Annotated in this window: 19 protein-coding genes; 13 read left to right on the top strand and 6 right to left on the bottom strand. The window is 39.7% G+C overall.

What is annotated here, in order from left to right:
* The first annotated feature begins 8 nt into the window (after window positions 1-8).
* From M5F03_RS03470 to M5F03_RS03460, 3 genes are all read left to right on the top strand, one after another.
* Window positions 9-2,171, top strand: coding sequence for a malate synthase G (locus tag M5F03_RS03470; RefSeq protein ID WP_180132997.1), 2,163 nt, complete (start codon window positions 9-11; stop codon window positions 2,169-2,171).
* Window positions 2,172-2,456: 285 nt separating this feature from the next.
* The gene (locus M5F03_RS03465; protein WP_249706642.1) at window positions 2,457-2,735 is read left to right on the top strand and encodes a hypothetical protein; all 279 of its coding nucleotides are present in this window, start codon (window positions 2,457-2,459) and stop codon (window positions 2,733-2,735) included.
* Between the two features lie 111 nt (window positions 2,736-2,846).
* On the top strand, window positions 2,847-4,289 hold the full coding sequence (locus M5F03_RS03460; protein WP_249706640.1) for an aldehyde dehydrogenase family protein: 1,443 nt from the start codon (window positions 2,847-2,849) through the stop codon (window positions 4,287-4,289).
* A gap of 76 nt (window positions 4,290-4,365) precedes the next feature.
* Here the strand turns inward: M5F03_RS03460 and M5F03_RS03455 are convergent, their stop codons facing one another.
* Window positions 4,366-5,127: a hypothetical protein gene (locus M5F03_RS03455; protein ID WP_249706632.1), complete on the bottom strand. Its 762-nt coding sequence runs from the start codon at window positions 5,125-5,127 to the stop codon at window positions 4,366-4,368.
* A gap of 263 nt (window positions 5,128-5,390) precedes the next feature.
* Between M5F03_RS03455 and M5F03_RS03450 the strand changes: the two genes are divergently transcribed.
* Entirely contained in the window at window positions 5,391-6,050 is a 660-nt protein-coding gene (locus M5F03_RS03450; protein WP_249706629.1) for an SOS response-associated peptidase family protein, read from the top strand.
* A 20-nt stretch (window positions 6,051-6,070) separates the two neighbouring features.
* On the opposite strand, the gene M5F03_RS03445 is transcribed toward M5F03_RS03450, so the two are convergent.
* Window positions 6,071-6,535 (bottom strand): MarR family winged helix-turn-helix transcriptional regulator, encoded by a 465-nt coding sequence (locus M5F03_RS03445; RefSeq protein ID WP_078193646.1) that lies wholly within the window; start codon window positions 6,533-6,535, stop codon window positions 6,071-6,073.
* Between the two features lie 616 nt (window positions 6,536-7,151).
* Between M5F03_RS03445 and M5F03_RS03440 the strand changes: the two genes are divergently transcribed.
* The 3 genes from M5F03_RS03440 (at window position 7,152) to M5F03_RS03430 (ending at window position 10,353) form a co-directional block, all read left to right on the top strand.
* Complete coding sequence (locus M5F03_RS03440; RefSeq protein ID WP_180155344.1) at window positions 7,152-8,672, top strand: TerC family protein; 1,521 nt, start codon at window positions 7,152-7,154, stop codon at window positions 8,670-8,672.
* 381 nt (window positions 8,673-9,053) lie between these two features.
* Window positions 9,054-9,782, top strand: a complete 729-nt coding sequence (locus M5F03_RS03435; protein WP_180084230.1) for a hypothetical protein — start codon at window positions 9,054-9,056, stop codon at window positions 9,780-9,782.
* Between the two features lie 19 nt (window positions 9,783-9,801).
* On the top strand, window positions 9,802-10,353 hold the full coding sequence (locus tag M5F03_RS03430) for a hypothetical protein (protein WP_249706627.1): 552 nt from the start codon (window positions 9,802-9,804) through the stop codon (window positions 10,351-10,353).
* Window positions 10,354-10,449: 96 nt separating this feature from the next.
* On the opposite strand, the gene thiM is transcribed toward M5F03_RS03430, so the two are convergent.
* From thiM to M5F03_RS03415, 3 genes are all read right to left on the bottom strand, one after another.
* Window positions 10,450-11,319: a hydroxyethylthiazole kinase gene (thiM, locus tag M5F03_RS03425; RefSeq protein WP_372491116.1), complete on the bottom strand. Its 870-nt coding sequence runs from the start codon at window positions 11,317-11,319 to the stop codon at window positions 10,450-10,452.
* An 11-nt stretch (window positions 11,320-11,330) separates the two neighbouring features.
* Window positions 11,331-12,488 carry a hypothetical protein gene (locus M5F03_RS03420; RefSeq protein WP_249706625.1) on the bottom strand — a complete coding sequence of 386 codons (1,158 nt, stop codon included), beginning with the start codon at window positions 12,486-12,488 and terminating at the stop codon, window positions 11,331-11,333.
* Between the two features lie 149 nt (window positions 12,489-12,637).
* On the bottom strand, window positions 12,638-12,901 hold the full coding sequence (locus M5F03_RS03415) for a hypothetical protein (RefSeq protein ID WP_111885040.1): 264 nt from the start codon (window positions 12,899-12,901) through the stop codon (window positions 12,638-12,640).
* 494 nt (window positions 12,902-13,395) lie between these two features.
* Between M5F03_RS03415 and M5F03_RS03410 the strand changes: the two genes are divergently transcribed.
* The 6 genes from M5F03_RS03410 to M5F03_RS03385 all read left to right on the top strand — a co-directional run bounded on the left by M5F03_RS03410 (window position 13,396) and on the right by M5F03_RS03385 (window position 20,757).
* Window positions 13,396-13,671, top strand: coding sequence for a hypothetical protein (locus M5F03_RS03410; RefSeq protein ID WP_249706623.1), 276 nt, complete (start codon window positions 13,396-13,398; stop codon window positions 13,669-13,671).
* Window positions 13,672-14,024: 353 nt separating this feature from the next.
* Complete coding sequence (gene pepN, locus M5F03_RS03405) at window positions 14,025-16,634, top strand: aminopeptidase N (protein ID WP_249706621.1); 2,610 nt, start codon at window positions 14,025-14,027, stop codon at window positions 16,632-16,634.
* Between the two features lie 331 nt (window positions 16,635-16,965).
* Window positions 16,966-17,178 carry a hypothetical protein gene (locus tag M5F03_RS03400; RefSeq protein ID WP_078193638.1) on the top strand — a complete coding sequence of 71 codons (213 nt, stop codon included), beginning with the start codon at window positions 16,966-16,968 and terminating at the stop codon, window positions 17,176-17,178.
* A gap of 225 nt (window positions 17,179-17,403) precedes the next feature.
* The gene (locus M5F03_RS03395; protein ID WP_249706610.1) at window positions 17,404-18,180 is read left to right on the top strand and encodes a Rossmann-like and DUF2520 domain-containing protein; all 777 of its coding nucleotides are present in this window, start codon (window positions 17,404-17,406) and stop codon (window positions 18,178-18,180) included.
* A 62-nt stretch (window positions 18,181-18,242) separates the two neighbouring features.
* Window positions 18,243-18,926 carry a methyltransferase gene (locus tag M5F03_RS03390; RefSeq protein ID WP_249706607.1) on the top strand — a complete coding sequence of 228 codons (684 nt, stop codon included), beginning with the start codon at window positions 18,243-18,245 and terminating at the stop codon, window positions 18,924-18,926.
* A gap of 214 nt (window positions 18,927-19,140) precedes the next feature.
* A complete protein-coding gene (locus M5F03_RS03385; protein WP_249706604.1) occupies window positions 19,141-20,757 on the top strand; it encodes a GMC family oxidoreductase in 1,617 nt (538 codons plus the stop codon).
* A 103-nt stretch (window positions 20,758-20,860) separates the two neighbouring features.
* On the opposite strand, the gene trmB is transcribed toward M5F03_RS03385, so the two are convergent.
* Window positions 20,861-21,577, bottom strand: coding sequence for a tRNA (guanosine(46)-N7)-methyltransferase TrmB (gene trmB, locus M5F03_RS03380; RefSeq protein WP_180023891.1), 717 nt, complete (start codon window positions 21,575-21,577; stop codon window positions 20,861-20,863).
* Window positions 21,578-21,613 lie beyond the last annotated feature (36 nt).

The following is a 21,613-nucleotide window of genomic DNA, read 5'->3' as shown; positions in this document are numbered from 1 at the left end:
GAAAGACAATGACTGCACGTATTCAAAAAGGCAAGTTAGCGATTGCTAAAGAACTTTACGATTTCATCGAAAATGAAGCACTACCGGGTTCAGGTTTAGACAGTGAAACTTACTGGAAAAACTTTGAACAAGTCGTTGTCGATCTTAGCCCAAAGAACAAAGCACTATTGGCTAAGCGTGACGACATTCAAGCGAAAATTGATGAATGGCACCGCAACAACAAATTTGAACTCGAAGCTTACAAAGCTTTCCTTACTGAAATTGGCTACTTATTACCAGAAGTAGAAGATTTCCAAATCAGCACAGAAAATGTAGACGAAGAAATCGCATTATTGGCTGGTGCGCAATTAGTAGTGCCTGTACGTAATGCACGTTACTGCTTAAACGCTGCGAACGCACGTTGGGGTTCACTCTACGATGCTCTTTACGGTTTTGACGTGATCTCTGAAGAAGACGGCGCGGAAAAAGGTAAGGGCTATAACCCTGCTCGTGGCGCAAAAGTTATCGAATTTGCTAAAAACTTCTTAAATGAAACTTTCCCGCTAGCTAGTGGTTCGCATGCAGATGCAACTAAATATGCTGTAGAAGGCAAAAAGTTAGTTGTAAGCCTAAAAGATGGCTCAACTGCAACTTTAGCGAAAGAAGCTCAGTTTGTTGGTTTTAATGGTGACGAAGCTGCGCCAACCGAAATCGTACTCTTAAACAATGGTTTGCATGTAATCATTGAAATTGATGCGACGAGCCCAATTGGTTCAACTGATGCTGCGGGTGTTAAAGACTTAGTTCTTGAAGCTGCGGTAACCACAATTCAAGACTTAGAAGACTCAATTGCAGCAGTTGATGCTGAAGAGAAAGTTGAAGGCTACCGTAACTGGTTAGGCTTAATGAAAGGTACGCTTTCTGAGTCAATCGAGAAAAATGGTAAGACCATCACGCGTACATTAAATAAAGATCGTACGCACAAAAATTTAATCGGTGGTGAAACTACGCTTCACGGTCGTTCATTGATGTTGCTTCGTAACGTAGGTCATTTGATGACAAACCCTGCGATCCTTGTAGATGGTGCTGAAATCTACGAAGGCATCATGGATGCATTGATCACACCGTTATTGACGTTTGCAGATATTAAAGGTGAAAACGAAAACAAGAACTCTCGTAAAGGTTCCATGTATATCGTTAAGCCAAAAATGCACGGTCCAGAAGAAGTTGCATTTGCAGTTGAATTATTTGAGCGTGCTGAACAAGCGCTTGGTCTACCTGCGAAGACTTTGAAAATCGGTATCATGGACGAAGAACGTCGTACTTCTGTGAACTTGAAAAACTGTATCGCGCAAGCGAAAGATCGTACGATCTTTATTAATACAGGTTTCATGGACCGTACGGGTGATGAAATCCATACTTTCATGGAAGCAGGTCCATTCGTTCGTAAAGGCGAAGTGAAGTCTCAAATCTGGTTCCCTGCATATGAAAACCGTAACGTGATGATCGGTCTACAAGCCGGCTTACGTGGTAAAGCGCAAATCGGTAAAGGCATGTGGCCAAAACCAGATATGTTGCTTGATATGTACAAAACTAAAATTGAGCATCCAGAAGCTGGCGCAAGCTGTGCATGGGTTCCGTCTCCATCTGGCGCTGTAATTCACGCGATCCATTACCATCAGTGCAATGTTTCTGAGCGTCAAAAAGAGTTGTTGAATACTCAGCCGCTATCTTTAGATGACTTGTTAACGCCGCCTTTAGCGACAGATACAAACTGGTCTGAAGAAGAGAAAACCAAAGAACTCGAAAACAACCTTCAAGGTATCTTGGGTTATGTTGTTCGTTGGGTTGATTTGGGTGTAGGTTGTTCAAAAGTACTAGATATCAACAACGTTGGTTTGATGGAAGACCGTGCAACTTTACGTATTTCTTCTCAACACGTTGCAAACTGGTTACGTCACGGTATCGTAACTGCTGAGCAAGTTGAAGAAGTATTTAAGCGCATGGCGAAAGTTGTGGATGAGCAAAATGCCAACGATCCACTTTACACACCAATGGCACCAAGCTTTGATGGTTATGCATACAAAGCTGCTTATGATTTAGTATTCAAAGGTGGCGAGCAGCCTTCTGGTTATACAGAGCCTCTATTACATGCTTACCGTTTAAAATTAAAAGGTTATACAGGTGACTAATCTGTAAATCAAAAAAAGCCTCTTCGGAGGCTTTTTTTATTGCTTGAGAAAGTTAGAATGTCGACATAAAAAATGAAAAGGAAACTCCATGTATTTATGGAATGTAAATCGGTTAGTGGATGATATAAGACTGAATAAAGTCTCTGAAAGCCATTATAAAAACTATTATATTGCCAGCTCAATATTGATTTTCTTTAGTTATTTAGCGCTGACCTTAACCCAGAATCCAAACCTACAGAAGCTTGGGCTTCGTTTGTTTTACAAGTTGGTCTGCTGATTAGCTGGGTGAATGCCATATTTAAAGCCAATGGCGGCGAGCAAGGCCGAGATTTTTTAAAGCGCTTTATTGCATTGTATTTGCCCGTAACGATTCAGAGTTTAGTCCTCTTTATCTTGATCGCTGTTGTTGTCGAAGGGCTGTTACCCATGTTGACCCTAAACATGGAGGAGGCTGCGCTTGAGCAACTCACCACAGTTAAAGATCTAAGTTTTGAAGTCATCATTAGCTGTTATATTTATTGGCGAATCTATAAAGCGATGCGGCAGATTCATCAGCCTGTTTAAAGTATAAGGTTGTAAAAGAAATTAATTATAAAGTTTTATCCTGTTTTTCTCATAGCTTTTCAATGCTGAAGCCTTTACATTGGGATGAATGATAAAAATAGGATGGAAGCGATGTCAGCATATACAGCATTAGATTTGCAATATATTGGTGGGCAATGGCGAGCAGGGACTTCAACGCGTCACATCAAGAATATCAATCCCTTTAGTCAAGCAGAAATTTTTGAATTGCAGGCTGCCAGCAGTGTCGATGTAGACAGTGCTTATAGTGCGGCAGAAGCTGCATTCAAATCAGAAATGACCAAGCCCATTGAAATACGTCAGCAAGTTATCAATAAATTAGCTCAAACCATTCAGCAGCGCAGAGAAGAAATTATTCAATGGCTGATAGATGAATCTGGGAGTACACGTTTAAAAGCCAATATTGAAGTTGATGCGGCGCTCGGCATTATCCAAGAATCGCTGAGTTTTCCTGAAAAAATGCAAACCACGCAGTTGGAGAGTAAAGATCCGAGTCGAAAGAGTTTTGTCTTGCGCAAACCCTTGGGTGTCATTGCGGTGATTAGCCCTTGGAATTTTCCATTTCATTTGTCGATGCGTTCTGTGGTGACTGCGATTGCCTGCGGCAATAGTGTGGTGCTGAAGCCTGCAAGTGACACGCCAGTGACAGGTGGAACGTTACTCGGGAAATTATTTGAAGAAGCGGGTTTGCCGCATGGCGTATTAAATATTGTTGCAGGCAGCGGCAGTGAAATTGGCGACTATTTTGTAGAGCATCCTGTACCTAAATTGATTTCATTTACAGGTTCAACTGAAGTGGGTCAGCAGGTCGGGGTGAAAGCACTAGGAAGTTCACGGATTAAGCGTTTAGCGCTGGAACTTGGCGGTAATGCGCCTTTAGTGATTTTAGATGATGCAGATTTAAATTTAGCCGTTGAACTGACCGTGATGGGGCGGTTTTTGCATCAAGGGCAAATCTGCATGAGTACCAATCGAGTGATTGTGGATGAATCCTTGCACGATGCTTATGTTGAAAAATTAATTAAACGGGTAAAAAGCATTGTGGTTGGTGATCCGAATGATGCCGAAACCCTGATAGGGCCTATCATCAATAAGGCGCAGGTCGATAAAATAAAAACCATTATTCAAAATGCTATTCAGCAAGATGCAATTTTAGCCTACGCAGGTGGTATTGAAGGTCAATTGGTTGCACCGCATATTTTCACCCATGTGGATGCACATACTGATATAGCATTAGAAGAAAGCTTTGGGCCAATCTTGCCGATTTTAAAAGCGCGAGATGAAGCGCATGCACTTGAATTGGCGAATTCAACCCGATTTGGTTTATCGAGTGCGGTATGTACCTCAAATTTAGCACGCGGCGGAGAGTTTGCGGCCAAACTCGATATAGGCATGACGCATATCAATGGCATCAGTGTGGCGGATCATTCTAATGCACCCTTTGGCGGTGAACGGAATTCAGGCCTTGGTCGCTTTAATGGTGAGTGGATATTTGAGGAATTTACCCGCACCCATTGGCAAACGTTCCCTGCTTAAAATACACAAATTGAAGTCTATTTTATCTTGTGCAATAGACTTCACTGCAGGTTCTGTTATGCAGGAGATTTCTAGTTTATTTCCATGAAATATCAGGAAGTATATAGTCCCAAAAACAACTCCAACCTGTTTTGTAATACAGAAAAGAGCCAATATCTTGGCTTGAACAATTATCCTGATAGTGCATTTGCTGATTCATCAACAGCATAGGTTTACGCTGCAAGGCCGTCATATACAGCTTGACCTGAACCTTGTAATTGTAGATTGAATAATTAGAAGAAATACTCTCGGTTTTCATTTTTTGGATATGGTTAATATACACATCAAACTTCAAGCTATTTTTGTAATCCGTTGCCTCATGAATTGTTCGATCTTCGATTGGAATAAGCGGATTGTTATCACTAAACGCTAAATATGCGTTATGTATTTTGTTTCCTTGTTGATAATTAAACTGAATAGCTGAATTTGCAGTAGTGAAATAGGGGAGCGCATCTTGAGGATTGATTTTAAACGTGCCTGTACAATTAGTCCTGACACGCCCTTCATCTGCGTTAACCGTAAACCAGCCAAATTGATCTTCCAATTCCGTGGTATGGGCTTCATCTGCGTCAGGAAGAATCACGCCAAACTGATCTTTTTGTCTTTGCTGATTTTGCATCAAGCGATAACTATTTTGAGTACGTTTTGCAAAACGGATTTCAGGAAACATCTCTGGAGATGTAATTTTAAAATCAGAGACATTGATTACTTCACCATCAGACAAGATGACCAATGAAAATTGTTGTTCTTGGGTGTTGGGAAGATTTTTAACCGTAACCCAATGATGTGTACTGATCATTTGCTGATTGCGAAAATGCTTATATTGAATGTGGTACTTGCCTGCCGGAATCTCAGTCTAATTGATTAGGTCTTGTTTAAATGGATATTCGTTGAGATAGAGCGCGTCCAGACTAAAAGGTAGAAATGAAACGGTATGTACAGAGACTTTTGCGGCATGTGCGGTTGGATACAGGCACATACTTAGAATTAAGACGATAAAGCGACTTCGGTCTAGATTTTTCATTTATTATAAAGATTGATTTTTTGCGGATTATGGCAAATATGTGTACTAATTTCAAACCGATTACCTTATCGCAATTAAAGTCTCAAAACTTGCCTGAAATCAGCTTTGAATATCCTGAGGAAGTCTATCCAAATTATGATTTGCCGCTACTCTTTAAGTCTGAACAAGGGCTAGAGTGGCGAAAAGTGAATTTTGGCATGGTGCCTAAATGGGCCGAAGACAAATCAATTGCACTTAAAACCTATAATGCACGAAATGAAACTTTGTATCAAAAGCCTACGTTTATTAATGCGATTTCAAAATGTAAGTTTGGCGTGATACCCGTGTCTGAATTTTATGAGTCAATGTATATCGATAATAAGCCGCAGCGTTGGAGTGTCAAACGCAGAGATGGAGAAGCGTTTTATATTGCTGCCTTATATGACATTTGTCGGCAAGGTGATGAGATTGTACGTTCAAGTACCATGATTACGATGGATGCTATTCAGCATGAGATGATGAAACACTTTCATGAGCCGGGCAATGTAAAGCGCTCGGTCATTGTGATTCCGCATGCGCGATTAGAGGAATGGCTAAGTTGGAAATCACCCAACATCCAAAGTTTTGTACAAGGTTTTCCTGTTGATGAGTTTGAATGTGCACACGCACCCAAAATAAAAATCGAAAAAATCAGTCCCCAACTGAACTTTTTCGATTGATATTTCGGTGATGCAAATGCTTATCGAGCTAAGTTTTTAAAGATGTGCTTTAAGCTTTCCATGGTTTTTTCAATTTGTAGGGGTGTTAAGCCCTCAAAAGATTGCTCTAGAACGACATTCGTTAGATCGTTAATCTTCTGTGTCATTGCAGTGCCTTTATCAGTTAATACAACCCGGGTAATACGTGCATCATCTTCACAAGAATAAGTATCTACCAAGCCTTCATCTTTTAAGCGATAAACGATCTTGGTTGTGGTCGACATTTTAGATACGACCATTTCAGATAAATCTGAAACGCTAGCATGTGGTTTAGACTTGAGTGCGAGCAGGATACGACGACGTGAATTATCAACGCCATACTTTTTCAATGCATGGTCGACGTTTAAAACATATTGTGAATGCACCTGAGTAACCCAGTAGAAAGGAAAATTTTCTAAACTAAAGTCATCGGTGGATGGTAAAAATTTTGAATACTTTTTTGTCATAAAGGAGTCCCCTGAATATTTGTTTTAATTTTATTTAATGTTTTAACATTCTATTGAAAAATAGAGGGTAATAGCAAGAGTTCACAATAAAAAAATAGAAAGTAGAGGATATCTCATTTTTAGATTATCTAAATAGATTATATTGATATTCTGTCTAAATGCTTAACAGAAATTAAAAATAAGGTTAGGTATAGAGATAGTGTAGTGAAAATAAATAAGTTTTTAATTTGAATTGAATATTAATATTTTTTACCAAAAGGTAGAAATAAATAATTCATTAGATTTGTCATACAATCTCATACAACGTATTTAATTACATTTAATTAAAAGTCAGGTGAATTCATACTTATTTTAAAGTGGAAGAGGAGATCTCAAAAAGTAGGTTTTAACATCTAGATGTGTATTTTATATCGCCCATTCGATTTGTAATACATTCAGCGTTTTTAACATTTTGTCATATTGTTGATGCGAAAAAATATGCTTGAATACATTACAAATGCGCAAGATTATGCATAATGGAATGGTCTCTAGTTACACAGGTTAAATTTATGGATCCGTCGCCGTGCGTTGGTCTGCTTGAAGATATTCTTACAATCCAGAATGAGGAAGAGAGCTAATGGAATTTTTGTTAGATCCCGGAATCTGGGTTGGTTTACTTACATTAATTATTTTAGAAATTGTACTAGGGATTGATAACCTAGTCTTTATTGCCATTTTGGCAGAAAAACTCCCTCCAGAACAACGTGATAAAGCCCGCGTACTTGGTCTTTCACTCGCATTATTAATGCGATTAGGATTGTTATTTGCAATCTCTTGGTTGGTCACATTAACAAAGCCCCTGATTACCGTTTTTGATTGGACATTCTCTGGTCGAGATCTCATATTATTGTTCGGTGGATTGTTCTTAGTTTATAAGGCAGTCACAGAGCTACATGAGAAATTAGAAGGAAAACCAGAAGTTCAAGTGACAACAAAAGTGGCATATGCCAGCTTTACAGCAGTTGTTGCGCAAATTGTTGTCTTAGATGCGGTTTTCTCTTTAGACTCTGTCATTACAGCGATCGGTATGGTCGACAACATTTATGTCATGATGGCAGCAATGATTGTGGCAATGGCAGTGATGTTACTTGCATCTAAACCGCTAACGGCTTTTGTAAACCGACATCCGACCGTCGTGATCCTATGTTTAAGCTTCTTATTACTGATCGGTATTAGTTTGATAGCAGAAGGTTTTGGTTTCCATATTCCGAAAGGCTATATCTACTCAGGTATTGGTGTTGCGATTGTCATCGAAGCCTTTAACCAGTTTAGTCAACGCAATGCTCAAAAACACGAAGCGAAAATTCCATTACGCCATCGTACTGCAGACAGTATTTTAAAACTGATGGGTGGGCGCTTAGAAGCTGATCAAGTCGGTAATCAGGCGCAAGAAACCTTTGCAGACGAAGAGCGTTACATGATTGGGGGGGTGTTGACGCTTGCAGAGCGTTCAGTTGCGTCGATCATGACTCCCCGTAATCAAATTTCTTGGGTGGATTTAAATGACACACCTGAGCAAATTCGTGAGCAAGTCCTTTCTGTGCCGCACAGTTTATTCCCTGTGTGTCGTGGTAGCTTGGATAAAGTGATTAGTATTGTCCGCGCGAAAGAACTTATTGATGTTCTAGACAGTGAAGATGATCTAAAAGCATTGATTAAACGTCATCGTCCGATCTTTATTTTCCAAAAGATGAAGGTGATTGATGCGATTAATACCTTGCGGACTTCTAAAGGCTCTTTGGTATTGGTTACGGATGAGTTTGGGGCGGTACAAGGTCTGATTTCACCACTCGATGTGTTTGAAGCGATTGCTGGTGAATTCCCTGATGCAGATGAACAACTTGATTTGATTAAAATCGATGATGAACATTGGAAAGCTTCAGGCATGCTCGATCTGTATCAGTTAGAACTTGAATTGGAAATGCTGGATTTGATCGAAGAAGATGATGGTTATATCAGTGTTTCAGGTCTTATTTTAGATCAGACCCACGGCAATGTAGAAGTCGGTACTGTGGTTGATTTTAAAGGCATTCAATTTAAAGTCACGGCAATGGATGAAAACCGCATTAAAACGGTTGATATCTATTACCAGGCCTAATGCTCAAATATTAAAAATGACCCTAAGACAGCTTTTCGAAGCTGTCTTTTTTTATGACTAGAAAGTATAAGAAATCCTATATAACGAGGGCTGCAATTCACGATGTTAAAACGTATTATATTTACATGATGTAACAGTCAAAAAACGCTGCAACTTTTGAGCTTTTAGAGGGTTAAAGCGGTTCAAAAGTAAAAAATATTGATAGGGTTGATTTTAAAAAAGCAAGAGGGTAAATAGCGATTCATTTTTAACTTGGGGTTTTAATCATCATTGATGATCTATGAATAATTTTATTTCATTTAAATACCGCTTCGGAAAACTTTATAACTAGGGACTTTGAAAAAACATCAAAGTTAATCCATTAAGAAAATGGGTGTTGGTATGGCGATCACTGAGAATATCATTGATTTTTGCAAACTCACGACTGAAGAAAAACATGAGTTGTTTCAACGGCTCTGGGAGTTTGATCAATGTATTTTCCCAACTTCTAAGATTGAACAACTCTATCAATACATGCATGACCCCGATATTGTTGCATTACCAATCATTCAGTATTTTGAGCACGATAAACTGATCGGGCAAAATATTGTGCGTATATTAAAAATTATGCATAACAATCGGCCGATTTTTATTTTTAATTCACGGGCAGGGGTATTGGTTGATTATCGTCGGAAAAACCTGACCTTAAACTCGGCGATTAAAGTGGCGATGCAGCATCAGATTCGATTTCCAGCGATTCCGATGTGGTTTGTGGCTACATTGGCACAACCAAAGGTATATACATTATTTGCCTCGCGCTCTGTTAAGTTTTATCCAAGGCATGGTGTCCCGATGCCCACCGAGTATGTGGATGTTTTAAATAGTTATAAAATCCGTCAGCATGATGTGCAGCATCGGGCTGAGGATATTTTTGTTCATCGTTGTGATTTACCGAAGGTGACGCCTGAGCAATTGGTTCGGCTACGGAAAAAATCTGATGAACATGTTCAATTTTTTATGCAGCACGTGCCAGATTATTTTGATGGCATGGGTTTAATGTGTATTTGTAAATTAAATGTTTCAACCATTTTTGAAGCAAGTATGAATCTGGCAGTTGGGCGAGCAGTTTAATGACGGACATGGATGTGTTATGGGACAAATGACGATATATCGATTATTAGGTTTTGGTGCGGCAATCTTTTTAACGGCTTGTCAGCCTGCAGAGCAAAAAATACAAGAGCAATCGCAGAAATGTGTTACTCCTGAAAAATTGGTCAAACAAATTTATGACCAAGAGTTGAAATTACATGCTTTGAGTAAAGATCAACTCGCTGCCTATTTTGAGCCATCGTTAGCGGAACGTATGCAAGCAGAAATTAACTGTAAGCAGTCGCAACAAGCGTGTAATGTAGATTTTGATATTTTCACGGATAGCCAAGATCCGCAGCAAGATTCGAAAAAAGGCGTTCAGCCTAAACTGAGTTTTGATGAAAATAAAAACGTTGTTCGTGCTGAGTTTAAAATTGGTGATGAAGCCAAAGTCTTAAATTATGAAATGAGTGATGGCGACTGTTCAAAAATCAAAAATATCGTCTATGCGGGTGACTATGACCTCGACATGATTTTGAGTAATCCAACAGAAACGATCGAAGATTCAGAAATGTTTGATGCCAATGCTGCAAGTGATAGTACGGCACAGTAAGCTTTTTGACGCGTTCTAATTATTCAAAAACAGCATGAAACCCTGAACAGCTTGAGCCTTTTACTCAAGCTGTTTTTTTCTCAAGCTATCGTAGCTTCATAGTGCATAAATTTGCATGTTGGCAAGTTGATTGAAATCGTCTTCATTGAGAGTATAAATTTCATCTAAAAATGCAACATTAAAACTGCCGACACTTGAGCTAAGTTCATAGGCTTTTTGACCTGCAATCGCAAAGTGCAAATGTGCTGCGACCGTTCCAGCAGTTAGCGATTCACTTACGGCGCAATACGCCGCTGTTAATGCACCTAAAGCGCAGCCAGAAGCCGTCACTTTGGGTTGTAAGTAAGATCCACCATTAATCTGTATCACCGCATTCATTTCTTTCGATAAGATGAAATCCGATTCGCCTGAAATTGCCACACATTCACAGTGTTCTAATAAGGGCGCAGCATTTAAATAAATCTCGGCACTATTTAGTGTGCTATCGACACCGCGGGATTCACCTTGATTACCTGCAAGACCACTGATTTCTGATGCATTGCCACGAATAATGCTTGGTTTGTATTGGAGTAATTGGTCAACCATTTCAGATCGCCACGGCAAAACGGGGCCATAACCGACAGGATCAAGCACCCAAGGTTTATTTAAATTTTGTGCTGTTTGTGCGGCAATTTGCATGGCCTGCATTTGTTCAGACGTTGGCGTGCCTAAATTGATATTCAATGCACTGGCAATCGAGGCAAAGCTTTCGGCTTCAAAGGGATTGTCAATCATTGCAGGAGAAGCACCTGCAGCCAAAAGGACATTAGCCACATAATTGCTCGCGACTGCATTGGTGATGATGTGCACCAAAGGTTGTTTGGATTGAAGTTCAATCCACGCATTAATGACGCTTTGCAAAAGCGGGCTATTTAAGTCAGTCAATTCACTGTTCATGGTCGTTTCAAAATTTTCAGATTGATTCATCGGTTTCTCCCTTAGCGGGTGAAGTAATGGTCTTGATGTTTACAATTACGGCAGAACAGGGTCACATAATCTGCGGCATCATAATCGACAGAGAGCTCTTGTGAACCACAGTACATGCAGCGCTTTGTGGAATAAAAATTTAATCGAGGTTCGATTTTTTTCCAAGCATGGCGTATCGGTTGCACAAAGATACTTTCATCGAGTCCTAAAAAGTTAAAGAGTAAAATTTCACTCATTTTACTAAAGGGGAGTTGTGGCGGACGAGGGAGGGTAAAGGTTTCCCATTTTTCCTGTAAGCCACGTTCACGGTATTGCTGTAAGGTCTTTTTTAACAGATTGGTATTAATGAAATTTTCATTACGCACTTGCAGGGCTTTTTGTTTATGTAGGTATTCGAGTGCTGACTGAATCATATAATAAATCTGCCCAACCGCAAGATGGTCGAGTAGGCGATAACAGAACACTTGAAAGCTTTTATTCCCTGCAATTTGAATACCCCATGTCTTACAGTAAAACTGCATAAATTGCACAATTTCTTGAAACAGTAGGAGATACAAACATTCTTTCACTTCGTCAGCGCTTTTAAACGGGACACCCAAGGCTAAATTTTCATAAAACCAATGGCGGAGTTGCTGCGCTACGCTAAAAAGACTGGGCTCTGAATATCCATCCAAACGGACATTGATATAATACTGTTCAGCTTGTAGCGCATCATCTTTCACAATCAAAATTTGCTCATGCACGAGATGCTTTTTGAGCGACTGTTGGAAGAGATAATTTGGGCTGATGTTGTGATATTTAATAGCATCCCAGTCGATAAATTCTTGATGTGCCGTATGTTCTTGGACGTGATTATCCAATAAAGCCAGCAAAAAGAGTTTCTGTAAAAAACTCAGTTCACTTAATTCACGTTCAACGATATCTTTATTTTTGAGTTTTCGATGTTCTTGTAAGCGGGTTTCTTTCAGTAGTTTTTTTCGCGCAGCCTGACAGTTTTCACAATGACAGTTGTATTGCTGTTCTGGAAATATTTGATGATGACAGTGGCTACACTGATAAAAATTAAATTCTTGCTCATCTAATTTTTCAGCATCTACCCAATACATAGATGCACGACACAACGGGCATTGCGTACTTTCATCCATTTGTTTGCGTAGAATATTGAACATGTTGCCAGCGTTTATTGAAAGATTAAATTGATTATACACATCTCTGTTTAAAGACGGGTTTGCAATTTCAGTTGCGGCAGCTCAGGCGATAGGTCGACAAATAAAAAAAGCTGCATAGTTATGATGCAGCTTTTAGTCAGAATGGATTATTAATAGGCGGCTGGGCATGGGATCGATTCGTCCTCCTCTCCAACTTGTTTGGCTTGTATTAAAGCTTGCACTTTTTTAGACGCGACTTTTTTAGTGCCTAATGCACTATATGAATTAAGTAATGAACTGACCTCAAAGGCTTTGAGTGGAATCCCTTCGCAGGTCATAAACATTGCAATCACCTGATGGTCGATATTTGCAGCATCAAGCGCTTGCAGTGTCTTCATATTTTCAATACGGATGATGTGTTCTTTAATAAACATAATGCACCTCTTTTTGTTTTAGCCTGAATATTTTGCTTTTGGCAATTAAGTAGATGCAAAACGCATGCTCAAATGTTTTGAGTAGACATTTTAAAGCAGATAAACGGCATATTGTTTTATTAAGATATTGAAAATAAATTATTAATTTAAAAGTAACAAAATAATATTGATGCGTATGGCTATGTCTAATGAATTCTCAAAATGCTTAAACTGTTGAAAAAGAAACATCTTGGTGCATCGTTTAAACAGAAGTATGCAATCAAATCTAAATCAGAATATTGATATGATTCGAGAGTTAAGGTGCTTTTTGGAGGGAATCGTCTAAGCGATTGGATTTGAAAAGTATATTTGTATATATTGAGCTTATAATTCTAATGATCTTAACTTGCAGGACTGAAACCAAGCGGAATCTACTGAACTTGATAAACAGCATGATTTAGCTGGATTTCTATAGGTTTTGATCTTTTTTTATCCTTTCTTTGTATGGAATACATATGTCAGACGCACTTAAAAACAGCAATATCACCCGTATGCAATTATATAAGCAGCCACAGGGTACGGTTGGTGCGCTGATTATTGGGCATGATCAAACTTTAGAAAAGACGATCGAGTTACTTGGCCTGGCGCAGCAACATCAAGTATCTAAAATTTATGTGGCGGGTGCGACGGAAGAAATTCAGCAATTCCTCACCTCAAAAGTCACGGCATTTCAATTTTTCTTTGCTGCAGACTATGACAGCGCGCTCGATTTAATTTTCGAAAATCAATAATCGTATAAGTCTTAAGCAGGTAAGTTTGAGCGCAATAATTTGAACGTACAGATGGATTAAGCACCTGTACTTTCTCTGTCTAGTATATAGGCGCTTTATTTATTTTAGGTAGATAAAAAATTTGCACATTGTTATAGCTGTACTCAACTCAGGCATTTATTTTGCTTAAACATGGCGAAAATATGTGCCAGCCTTTAAATTATTCTATAAAGATGATTGAAAACAACATGCGCTGAGCCCATATATAAATCATTGTAAATGCGAAGACAGCTTATGCATCTTGTCGTATGATCAAGTCATTCACAATGTGTTCAAAAAGCTGATGAAGCAATAACTAAGGAATAGGACGAGATATGAATATTGCGGCAAATCCAGTGGTCGAAGCAGACCAAACTGTTTATTTAAAAGATTATCAAAAACCATCATTTGTCGTAGATAGTATCGATCTTGATATTCAAGTCTTTGATAAGCATACCAATGTCAATGCAAAATTAGTGATGCAGCGTCAAACGGCTGGGGATTTGGTGTTATTGGGTCGTGATTTGGAACTCAAATCAATTCGCTTAAATGGTCAAGTTTTGCCAGCAGATGCCTATGTTGTAGATGCAGAACAACTGGTGATTTCAAATGCACCTGACCAAGCTGTCATTGAAACCGAAGTCGTGATTCATCCTGAAAGCAATACTCAACTCGAAGGTTTGTACCAAGCGGCAGGCGATTTATTCGTTACTCAAAACGAGCCTGAAGGCTTCCGTAAAATTACCTATTATCCTGACCGTCCTGATGTGCTATCGGTATTTACCACACGTGTTGAAGCGGATAAAAAATTCCCTGTATTACTTGCCAATGGTAATTTGATTGAAGCGGGTGAAACCGGTGAAGGTCGTCATTATACCGTTTGGCAAGATCCAACCAAAAAACCATCGTATCTATTTGCTTGTGTGATTGGTGATTTGGCAGTACTTAAAGACACTTATGTGACGTCTGAAGGTCGTAATGTTGCTTTAGAAATCTATGCAGAAGAAAAAGACATTCCAAAATGTCATATTGCCATGGAAGCTTTAAAACATTCGATGCGTTGGGACGAAGAACATTATGGTCGTCCTTATGATTTAGACAATTATATGATCGTGGCAACCAGTGCATTTAACATGGGTGCAATGGAAAACAAAGGTTTGAATATTTTCAACACCTCTTGTGTGCTTGCTGATGAAGAATACACCACAGATGCAGCGATCATGCGTGTTCAGTCTGTGATTGCCCATGAATACTTCCATAACTGGACAGGTAACCGTATTACATGTCGTGATTGGTTCCAACTTTGTTTAAAAGAAGGTTTGACGGTATTCCGTGATCAGTCGTTCTCAGAAGATTTACAATCTGCTGCGGTACAACGAATCGATGATGTTGCAGTATTAAAATCACATCAGTTCCCAGAAGATTCAGGCCCGCTTTCACATCCACCGCGTCCAGATCATTTTGTTGAAATTAATAACTTCTATACCGCAACAGTGTACGAAAAAGGTGCGGAAATTAACCGCATGATGGCGACATTGTTGGGCAAAGAAAAATTCCGTGCAGGTACAGACGAATATTTCAAACGCCATGATGGTCAAGCCGTGACTGTTGAAGATTGGGTAGCAGCACTAACAGCGGGATCAGGTGTAGATTTATCGAGTTTCTTGATTTGGTATAACCAACCGGGTACACCAAAACTTGAAGCAAAAGGTGAGTACGATGCTGCAAATCAAACCTATACTTTAAGCTTGAAACAAAGCTTAAAAGCTCATCCGAAATATCCAAATTTAAAAGCTGTGCCTATTCCTGTGGCTTTGGCATTGTTTGATGCGACGAGTGGTGAACAGTTAGTTCTCAGCTCAGATGCATTGGTTGAAAATGGCATCAAAGATGGCGTGTATTTATTTGATACCGATACTGCAACCATTACATTTAGCGGTGTAAAAACCCAGCCTGTTGTGTCTTTACTGCGTAATTTCTCTGCACCTGTTAATCTTGAATTTAACTATTCAGATGAAGAGCTTGCTTTCCTAATGCAGTACGAGCCGAATGGTTTTAACCAATGGCAAGCCAGCCAAACCTTGTTAGAACGTATTTTGTTAAATGGCCATGATGCCGACATCTATGTTCAAGCTATTCAAAATACATTACCAGCATTGGTTGAGCGTGATCCATTACTTGCTTCACGTTTATTCGATGTACCGACAGAGGGTTATTTAGGTAGTCGTATTGATACCGACTACAGTCCTGCCCAAGTGCAAGAACAGCGTGAAGCACTGTTAAGTCGTGTGGCACGTGAGCTAGGTTCATTCTTTAAAGAGACTTATGCAACTTTAGACCCAGATGCGCAGAAAGAGTTTTCACAAGCTATGGGTGTTCGTGCATTGAAAAACATCATGTTGAGTATGATGGCACGTCAAGGTGATGCTTCTGTATTTGAATTGGCTTATGAACAATTCAGCTCAACAGGCAATATGTCTGAACGCCTTGGTGCTTTAAAAGTATTGGTTTGGAATGATGCACCACAAGCACAGCAAGCTTTAGAAACCTTCTATACACGCTTTAAAAATGAAGCTTTGTCGATGGACCAATGGTTTATGTTGCAAGCGGCACATCCGAAAGCAACTGCGGAAACCATTAAGGCACTGACTGCTCATCCTGATTATGACTTGAAAGTGCCGAACCGTATTCGTGCGGTTACTGGTGGTTTAAATAGCAATCCTGTCAACACTTGGAGCTTTGGTGTGCAGCATATTGTTGAATTAGCAAAATTCCTCGATGAGAAAAATCCAATTGTCGGTTCACGGTTACTGCAAATTTTGTCCCGTTGGTACACGTTGGCAGAGCCGCAGCGTAGTGAAGTTAAAGCCGAACTTGAAGCGCTTAAACCTGTCGTGAAATCGAAGAATGTATCAGAAACCTTAAACAGTATGTTGAGTGTTTAATCGTTCTACTTCTCAGTAAGATTGATTTGAGTTAAATCAGTCTTACTAAAATGAGTCTGTTGTCATGGCTATGGCAACAGGCTTTTTTTATATCCAATTTTTTTATTCAATCTTTAGCTAGAATTGAAAATCAATCATGTTTAGATGGCTGAAACTCAAGAATTTTCTCTGAGTATTTATTTAAATTGCATAATAATTGCAACATAAATCACATAATGGCGCTACAATAAAATAGGTCTAACATATGAATGACTGTATGCGGTAAGGCATCCAAGTTCATGAATGTTTAGATTTTTTATCTATTTCATTATGCAAGATTTTGAGGCGGGTCATGTTAGTTAAGGTTGATGAAGGTTTTTATTTAAACTCACATCATATTATTGCAATTCGGATTAATAGAGATTTGCTTGATACCTTTGTTGTGTCGGTAGAATACACGCCCAATAGTGTGCAAAACACAGGTGTATTTGAAAAGAAATTCAATGCGCGCCGCGATGCAGAACAATACCTACAGACTCTGAATCAAATCATTGGTAAATCGTAAAAGCTAAAGTGTATATCGTGGATATTGTCTAGATTGAAATGGGCAAGATACGAATCAGACTCAGATTGACGTCTAGCAAAAGGGATGAAGCGCATCCCTTTTTTGTCTTATCTGAGCGAAACTGATGTAAAGAATTGAAAATAAATCATTCTATCGATACGACTCGATTTGCACGTCGGATATTTTCCTGACATGCTGTAGCCATCCAAAATGAGTTAGAACTATATGCGAATCAGTATTGTGGGTGCAGGTCGTGTTGCACATCATTTGCTCAATGTGCTTCATCCACAACATCACATTGTGCAAGTTTATGCGCGAAATCTTGATAATGCAGAAAAACTTGCAGCAACTGTAGGTGCAGAAGCCATTCATACCCCAACTGAGTTGAATGCTGAGATTGATCTTTTGATCATTGCGGTGAGCGACCAGTCGATTGCAACCATTATTCAGCAAGTTACAGCCTATGTGCCACAGGTTTTGATTGTGCATACGTCTGGTAGCACCAATATCACGGTACTGACCCAACAGCATTCGCGAGCAGGTGTGTTTTATCCTTTACAAACCTTTAGTTTAGACCGAGATGTGGACTGGACGTCGACACCGATCTTTGTAGAAGCGGCGGATTCTACAGATTTGAGGACACTTACAGATTTAGCAAACAGCATAAGCCAAAGGGTTTATCAATATGATTCGGCACAGCGTTTAAGTCTGCATCTTGCTGCGGTGTTTGCCTGTAATTTTAGTAATTATTGTTATGACATGGCAAAGCAGATTGTTGATGCAAAACAAGTCGAATTTAGCTTACTTTATCCTTTGATTTTAGAGACAGCTAATAAAGCTACTCAGGCTGAACCACGTAACATGCAAACAGGTCCTGCAATGCGTGGGGATCAAAATATCATGCAAATGCACGCCCATATGCTTGAGCAAGCTGATCAAGTCGATCTGAAAGCGGTCTATGAAATGTTGAGTCAGCAGATTCTTGGGCATCATCAGAAATAAATAATCCGTATAGAATAATGAATATTTATTAGCTTAGACATACATGTCAAACAGGATGTTACATGGCAAAAGATTTTAATAGCCCAAAAGTGGTCGAAAGTTATGATGCACATATACGAAAATTAATTCCCGGCTATGAACTTGTCCATCAACAAATTCAGGCGGTGTTGAATTGCCATGTCGCTGAAGGTGCCCATGTACTGATCATTGGATGTGGGACGGGCTATGAATTGGGTTATCTCATGGCCTTGAATCCAACATGGTCATTTACCGTTACAGAATTGTCTGAAAACATGCTGAATCAAACACGCCAACGTGTTGAAGCTGCTGGACAGTTGCATCGCGTCAAATTTGTTTTGGGCAGTCACACTACTTTTGAGCAGGCGAGTTGTTTTGATGCGGTGCTGAGTATCTTGGTGACGCATTTCATTCCATTGTCCGAAAAAAATGAATTTTTAACTAAAGCTTTTGAATTACTTAAACCGCATGGCATTTTTTTAAGTTTTGACTTGATGCAAACTCATTCGAATTTTGAGCAGCGTGTCCTGCCTGAATTTTGCCAAATGCAAGGTTTATCTGCTGCGCAAGCGACAAAAATGATGCAGCGTTTAGAAGATGATTTTGAACTGATTAGCCAGCAGCACTATCAAAGCTTACTGACGGAAATAGGCTTTGATCAAATTTATTGTTTCAGTCAAATCTTTAGCTATGCAGCTTACAGTGCATTTAAAACGGCTATGGATTAAAAGAATAAAGACCAAGTTTGAGTGTATTAAGTTTATCGATCATTTTCACCGATATAGTTACTACGTTGCATGAGTGAAACTTGCATCAAAATTTTGATCAATAGTCTCATTTTTCTTGCTCGGTATGGCGCTCATTATTTTAAGAAAGAAACTTTTCTGTCAGCGTTAAATCCATTATTGTGCATTTATAAAAATAATAAATTGGATGAAAATAATGTCAAAAATGGAATTTGATTACATTGTGATTGGTGGTGGAAGTGCGGGGTGCGTACTGGCTGCACGCCTCAGTGAAGATCCACATATATCTGTGTGCTTACTAGAAGCAGGCGGGCAAGGTGATCAGTGGACGGTCAATATTCCAGCTGCATGCGTGGTGAGCTTGCCGACCAAGATCAATAATTGGGCCTTTGAAACTGTGCCTCAAGCTGGCTTGAATGGTCGTAAAGGCTATCAACCACGTGGAAAATGCCTTGGCGGTTCATCCAGTATTAATGCCATGATTTATATTCGTGGACATAAAAATGACTATGATCAATGGGCGGTACAGGGCAATACTGGCTGGTCATACGACGAGGTCTTGCCATATTTTATTCGCTCAGAAAATAACAACCGAATACAGAATGAATTCCACGGTAATGACGGCCCTCTATCTGTTACAGATGTACAAAGTGACAATATTTTCCATCAACGCTATACCGAAGCGGCTCGTGCACAAGGCCATAAAGTCCTTGATGATTTTAATGGCGCAGAACAAGAAGGCTTAGGGGTTTATCAGGTAACACATATCAATGGAGAGCGTTGTAGTGTGGCGCGTGCTTATTTGTTTCCGCATTTAAACCGACCAAATTTAACTGTATTGACCAAAGCAACAACGCATAAAATTACCATAGAGCATCAAGTCGCGACTGGCGTAGAAGTACAACATGCAGGGCAAATGAAACACCTAAAAGCCAGACGGGAGGTTTTACTCAGTGCCGGAGCGATGCAGTCACCGCAGATTTTAATGTTGTCTGGAGTAGGCGACCAGAGCGAACTCCAAGCGCATGGCATTGAAGTGAAACACCATTTACCGGGTGTAGGAAAGAACTTCCACGACCATCCCGATTTCATTTTTGGTTATAAAGTCAAAGAATACCAAGGCACATTTGGCATGTCTTTACCCGGCTCAATTGATATGTTCAAGCAGTTCAGTCGCTATCGTAAGGAACGAAGGGGTATGATTGCTTCAAATTTTGCAGAATGTGGCGGTTTTCTAAAGTCTTCACCCGATTTAGCGATACCAAATTTGCAATTACACTTTGTCGTGGCGTTAGTAGATGACCATGCACGGAAATTTCATACAAGCCATGGTTTATCGTGTCATGTGTGTCTGCTCAATCCAAGAAGTCGCGGCACGATCAAACTAAGTGGTTCCAGTGTCAATGATCCATTATTGATTGATCCAAACTTTTTAGGGGATGAGCAGGATTTAGAAGATTTGGTACAAGGCTTTAAGTTGACGCAGCAGTTAATGATGTCGCCGTATTTATCGAGTCATTATCAGCAAGATTTATTTACCTCACAGGTCAAAACAGATGATGATATACGTGCAATCTTACGTCAGCGTGTGGATACGGTTTATCACCCTGTCGGTAGTTGTAAAATGGGCATAGATGAGATGTCTGTAGTTGACCCTGAATTGAAAGTCTACGGCATTCAAAACCTCCGTGTCGTCGATGCTTCCATCATGCCTTCTGTGGTGAATGGCAATACCAATGCACCGACAGTGATGATTGCTGAAAAAGCCGTGGATATGATTCGACAAAGTCAGCTCCAAGCGCAAGTAGCTTAGTGGTTATTCATTTTATTTGATTTGATACAACACAGATAAATCTTAGATCAAAAACAGCAATAAAAAACCACCGCTAACGGTGGTTTTTTGCTTCATTCAAAAATTAATATACTTTTTTGAAGATGAAGTCATTAATTTTATGGCCTGCTTCAATTCCGCGACGTTCAAACTTAGTTTGTGGACGCCAGTCTGGGCGAGGGTAGCTATTGCCTTTACCCGCAAGGTTTTCAAGACGTGGGCGTTCTTCAAGAACTTCGATCATCCATTCAGCATACGGTTCCCAGTCAGTCGCTGAGTGGAATGTACCGCCGATTTCTAATTTTTCTTCAACCAATGGCATACGGTCATGAGATACAAAACGACGTTTGAAATGACGTTTCTTCTGCCATGGATCTGGGAAGTATAATTGCACAGTGTTAATACTGTTGTCTGGCATTTCACGTAGCACTTGGATGGCATCAGCATCCAATACTCGAAGGTTAGTTAAACCTGCAAGACCGGCTTCATACACACATTGAGCGATACCCGGAACATGTACTTCAATACCGACAAAGTTACGTTCAGGGTTTGCTTTTGCCATTAGTACCAAAGAACGCCCCATACCAAAACCGATCTCAACAGTTAATGGACGTTCAGGGTGTTCAAAATGCTGACGCAAATCCCCAACAGGATATTCCAAAATTAGATGACCATATTGTTCCAGCGCAGTACGTTGCGAAGTATTAAGTGGCGCAGAGCGGCGCATAAACGTCACGATTTCACGGTGTTCGTTCAGGTTATCCAGATCTACTGCGTGCTGGTCTAATTGATCGTTCGACATAACTTTGGCAAATGTAAAAAATTCGAATGCCGTATT

It is taken from the genome of Acinetobacter amyesii, assembly GCF_023499985.1.
Taxonomy (GTDB): domain Bacteria; phylum Pseudomonadota; class Gammaproteobacteria; order Pseudomonadales; family Moraxellaceae; genus Acinetobacter; species Acinetobacter amyesii.
Note: the sequence above shows the minus strand (reverse complement) of the source record. Positions and strands in the feature narration are given on the sequence as shown.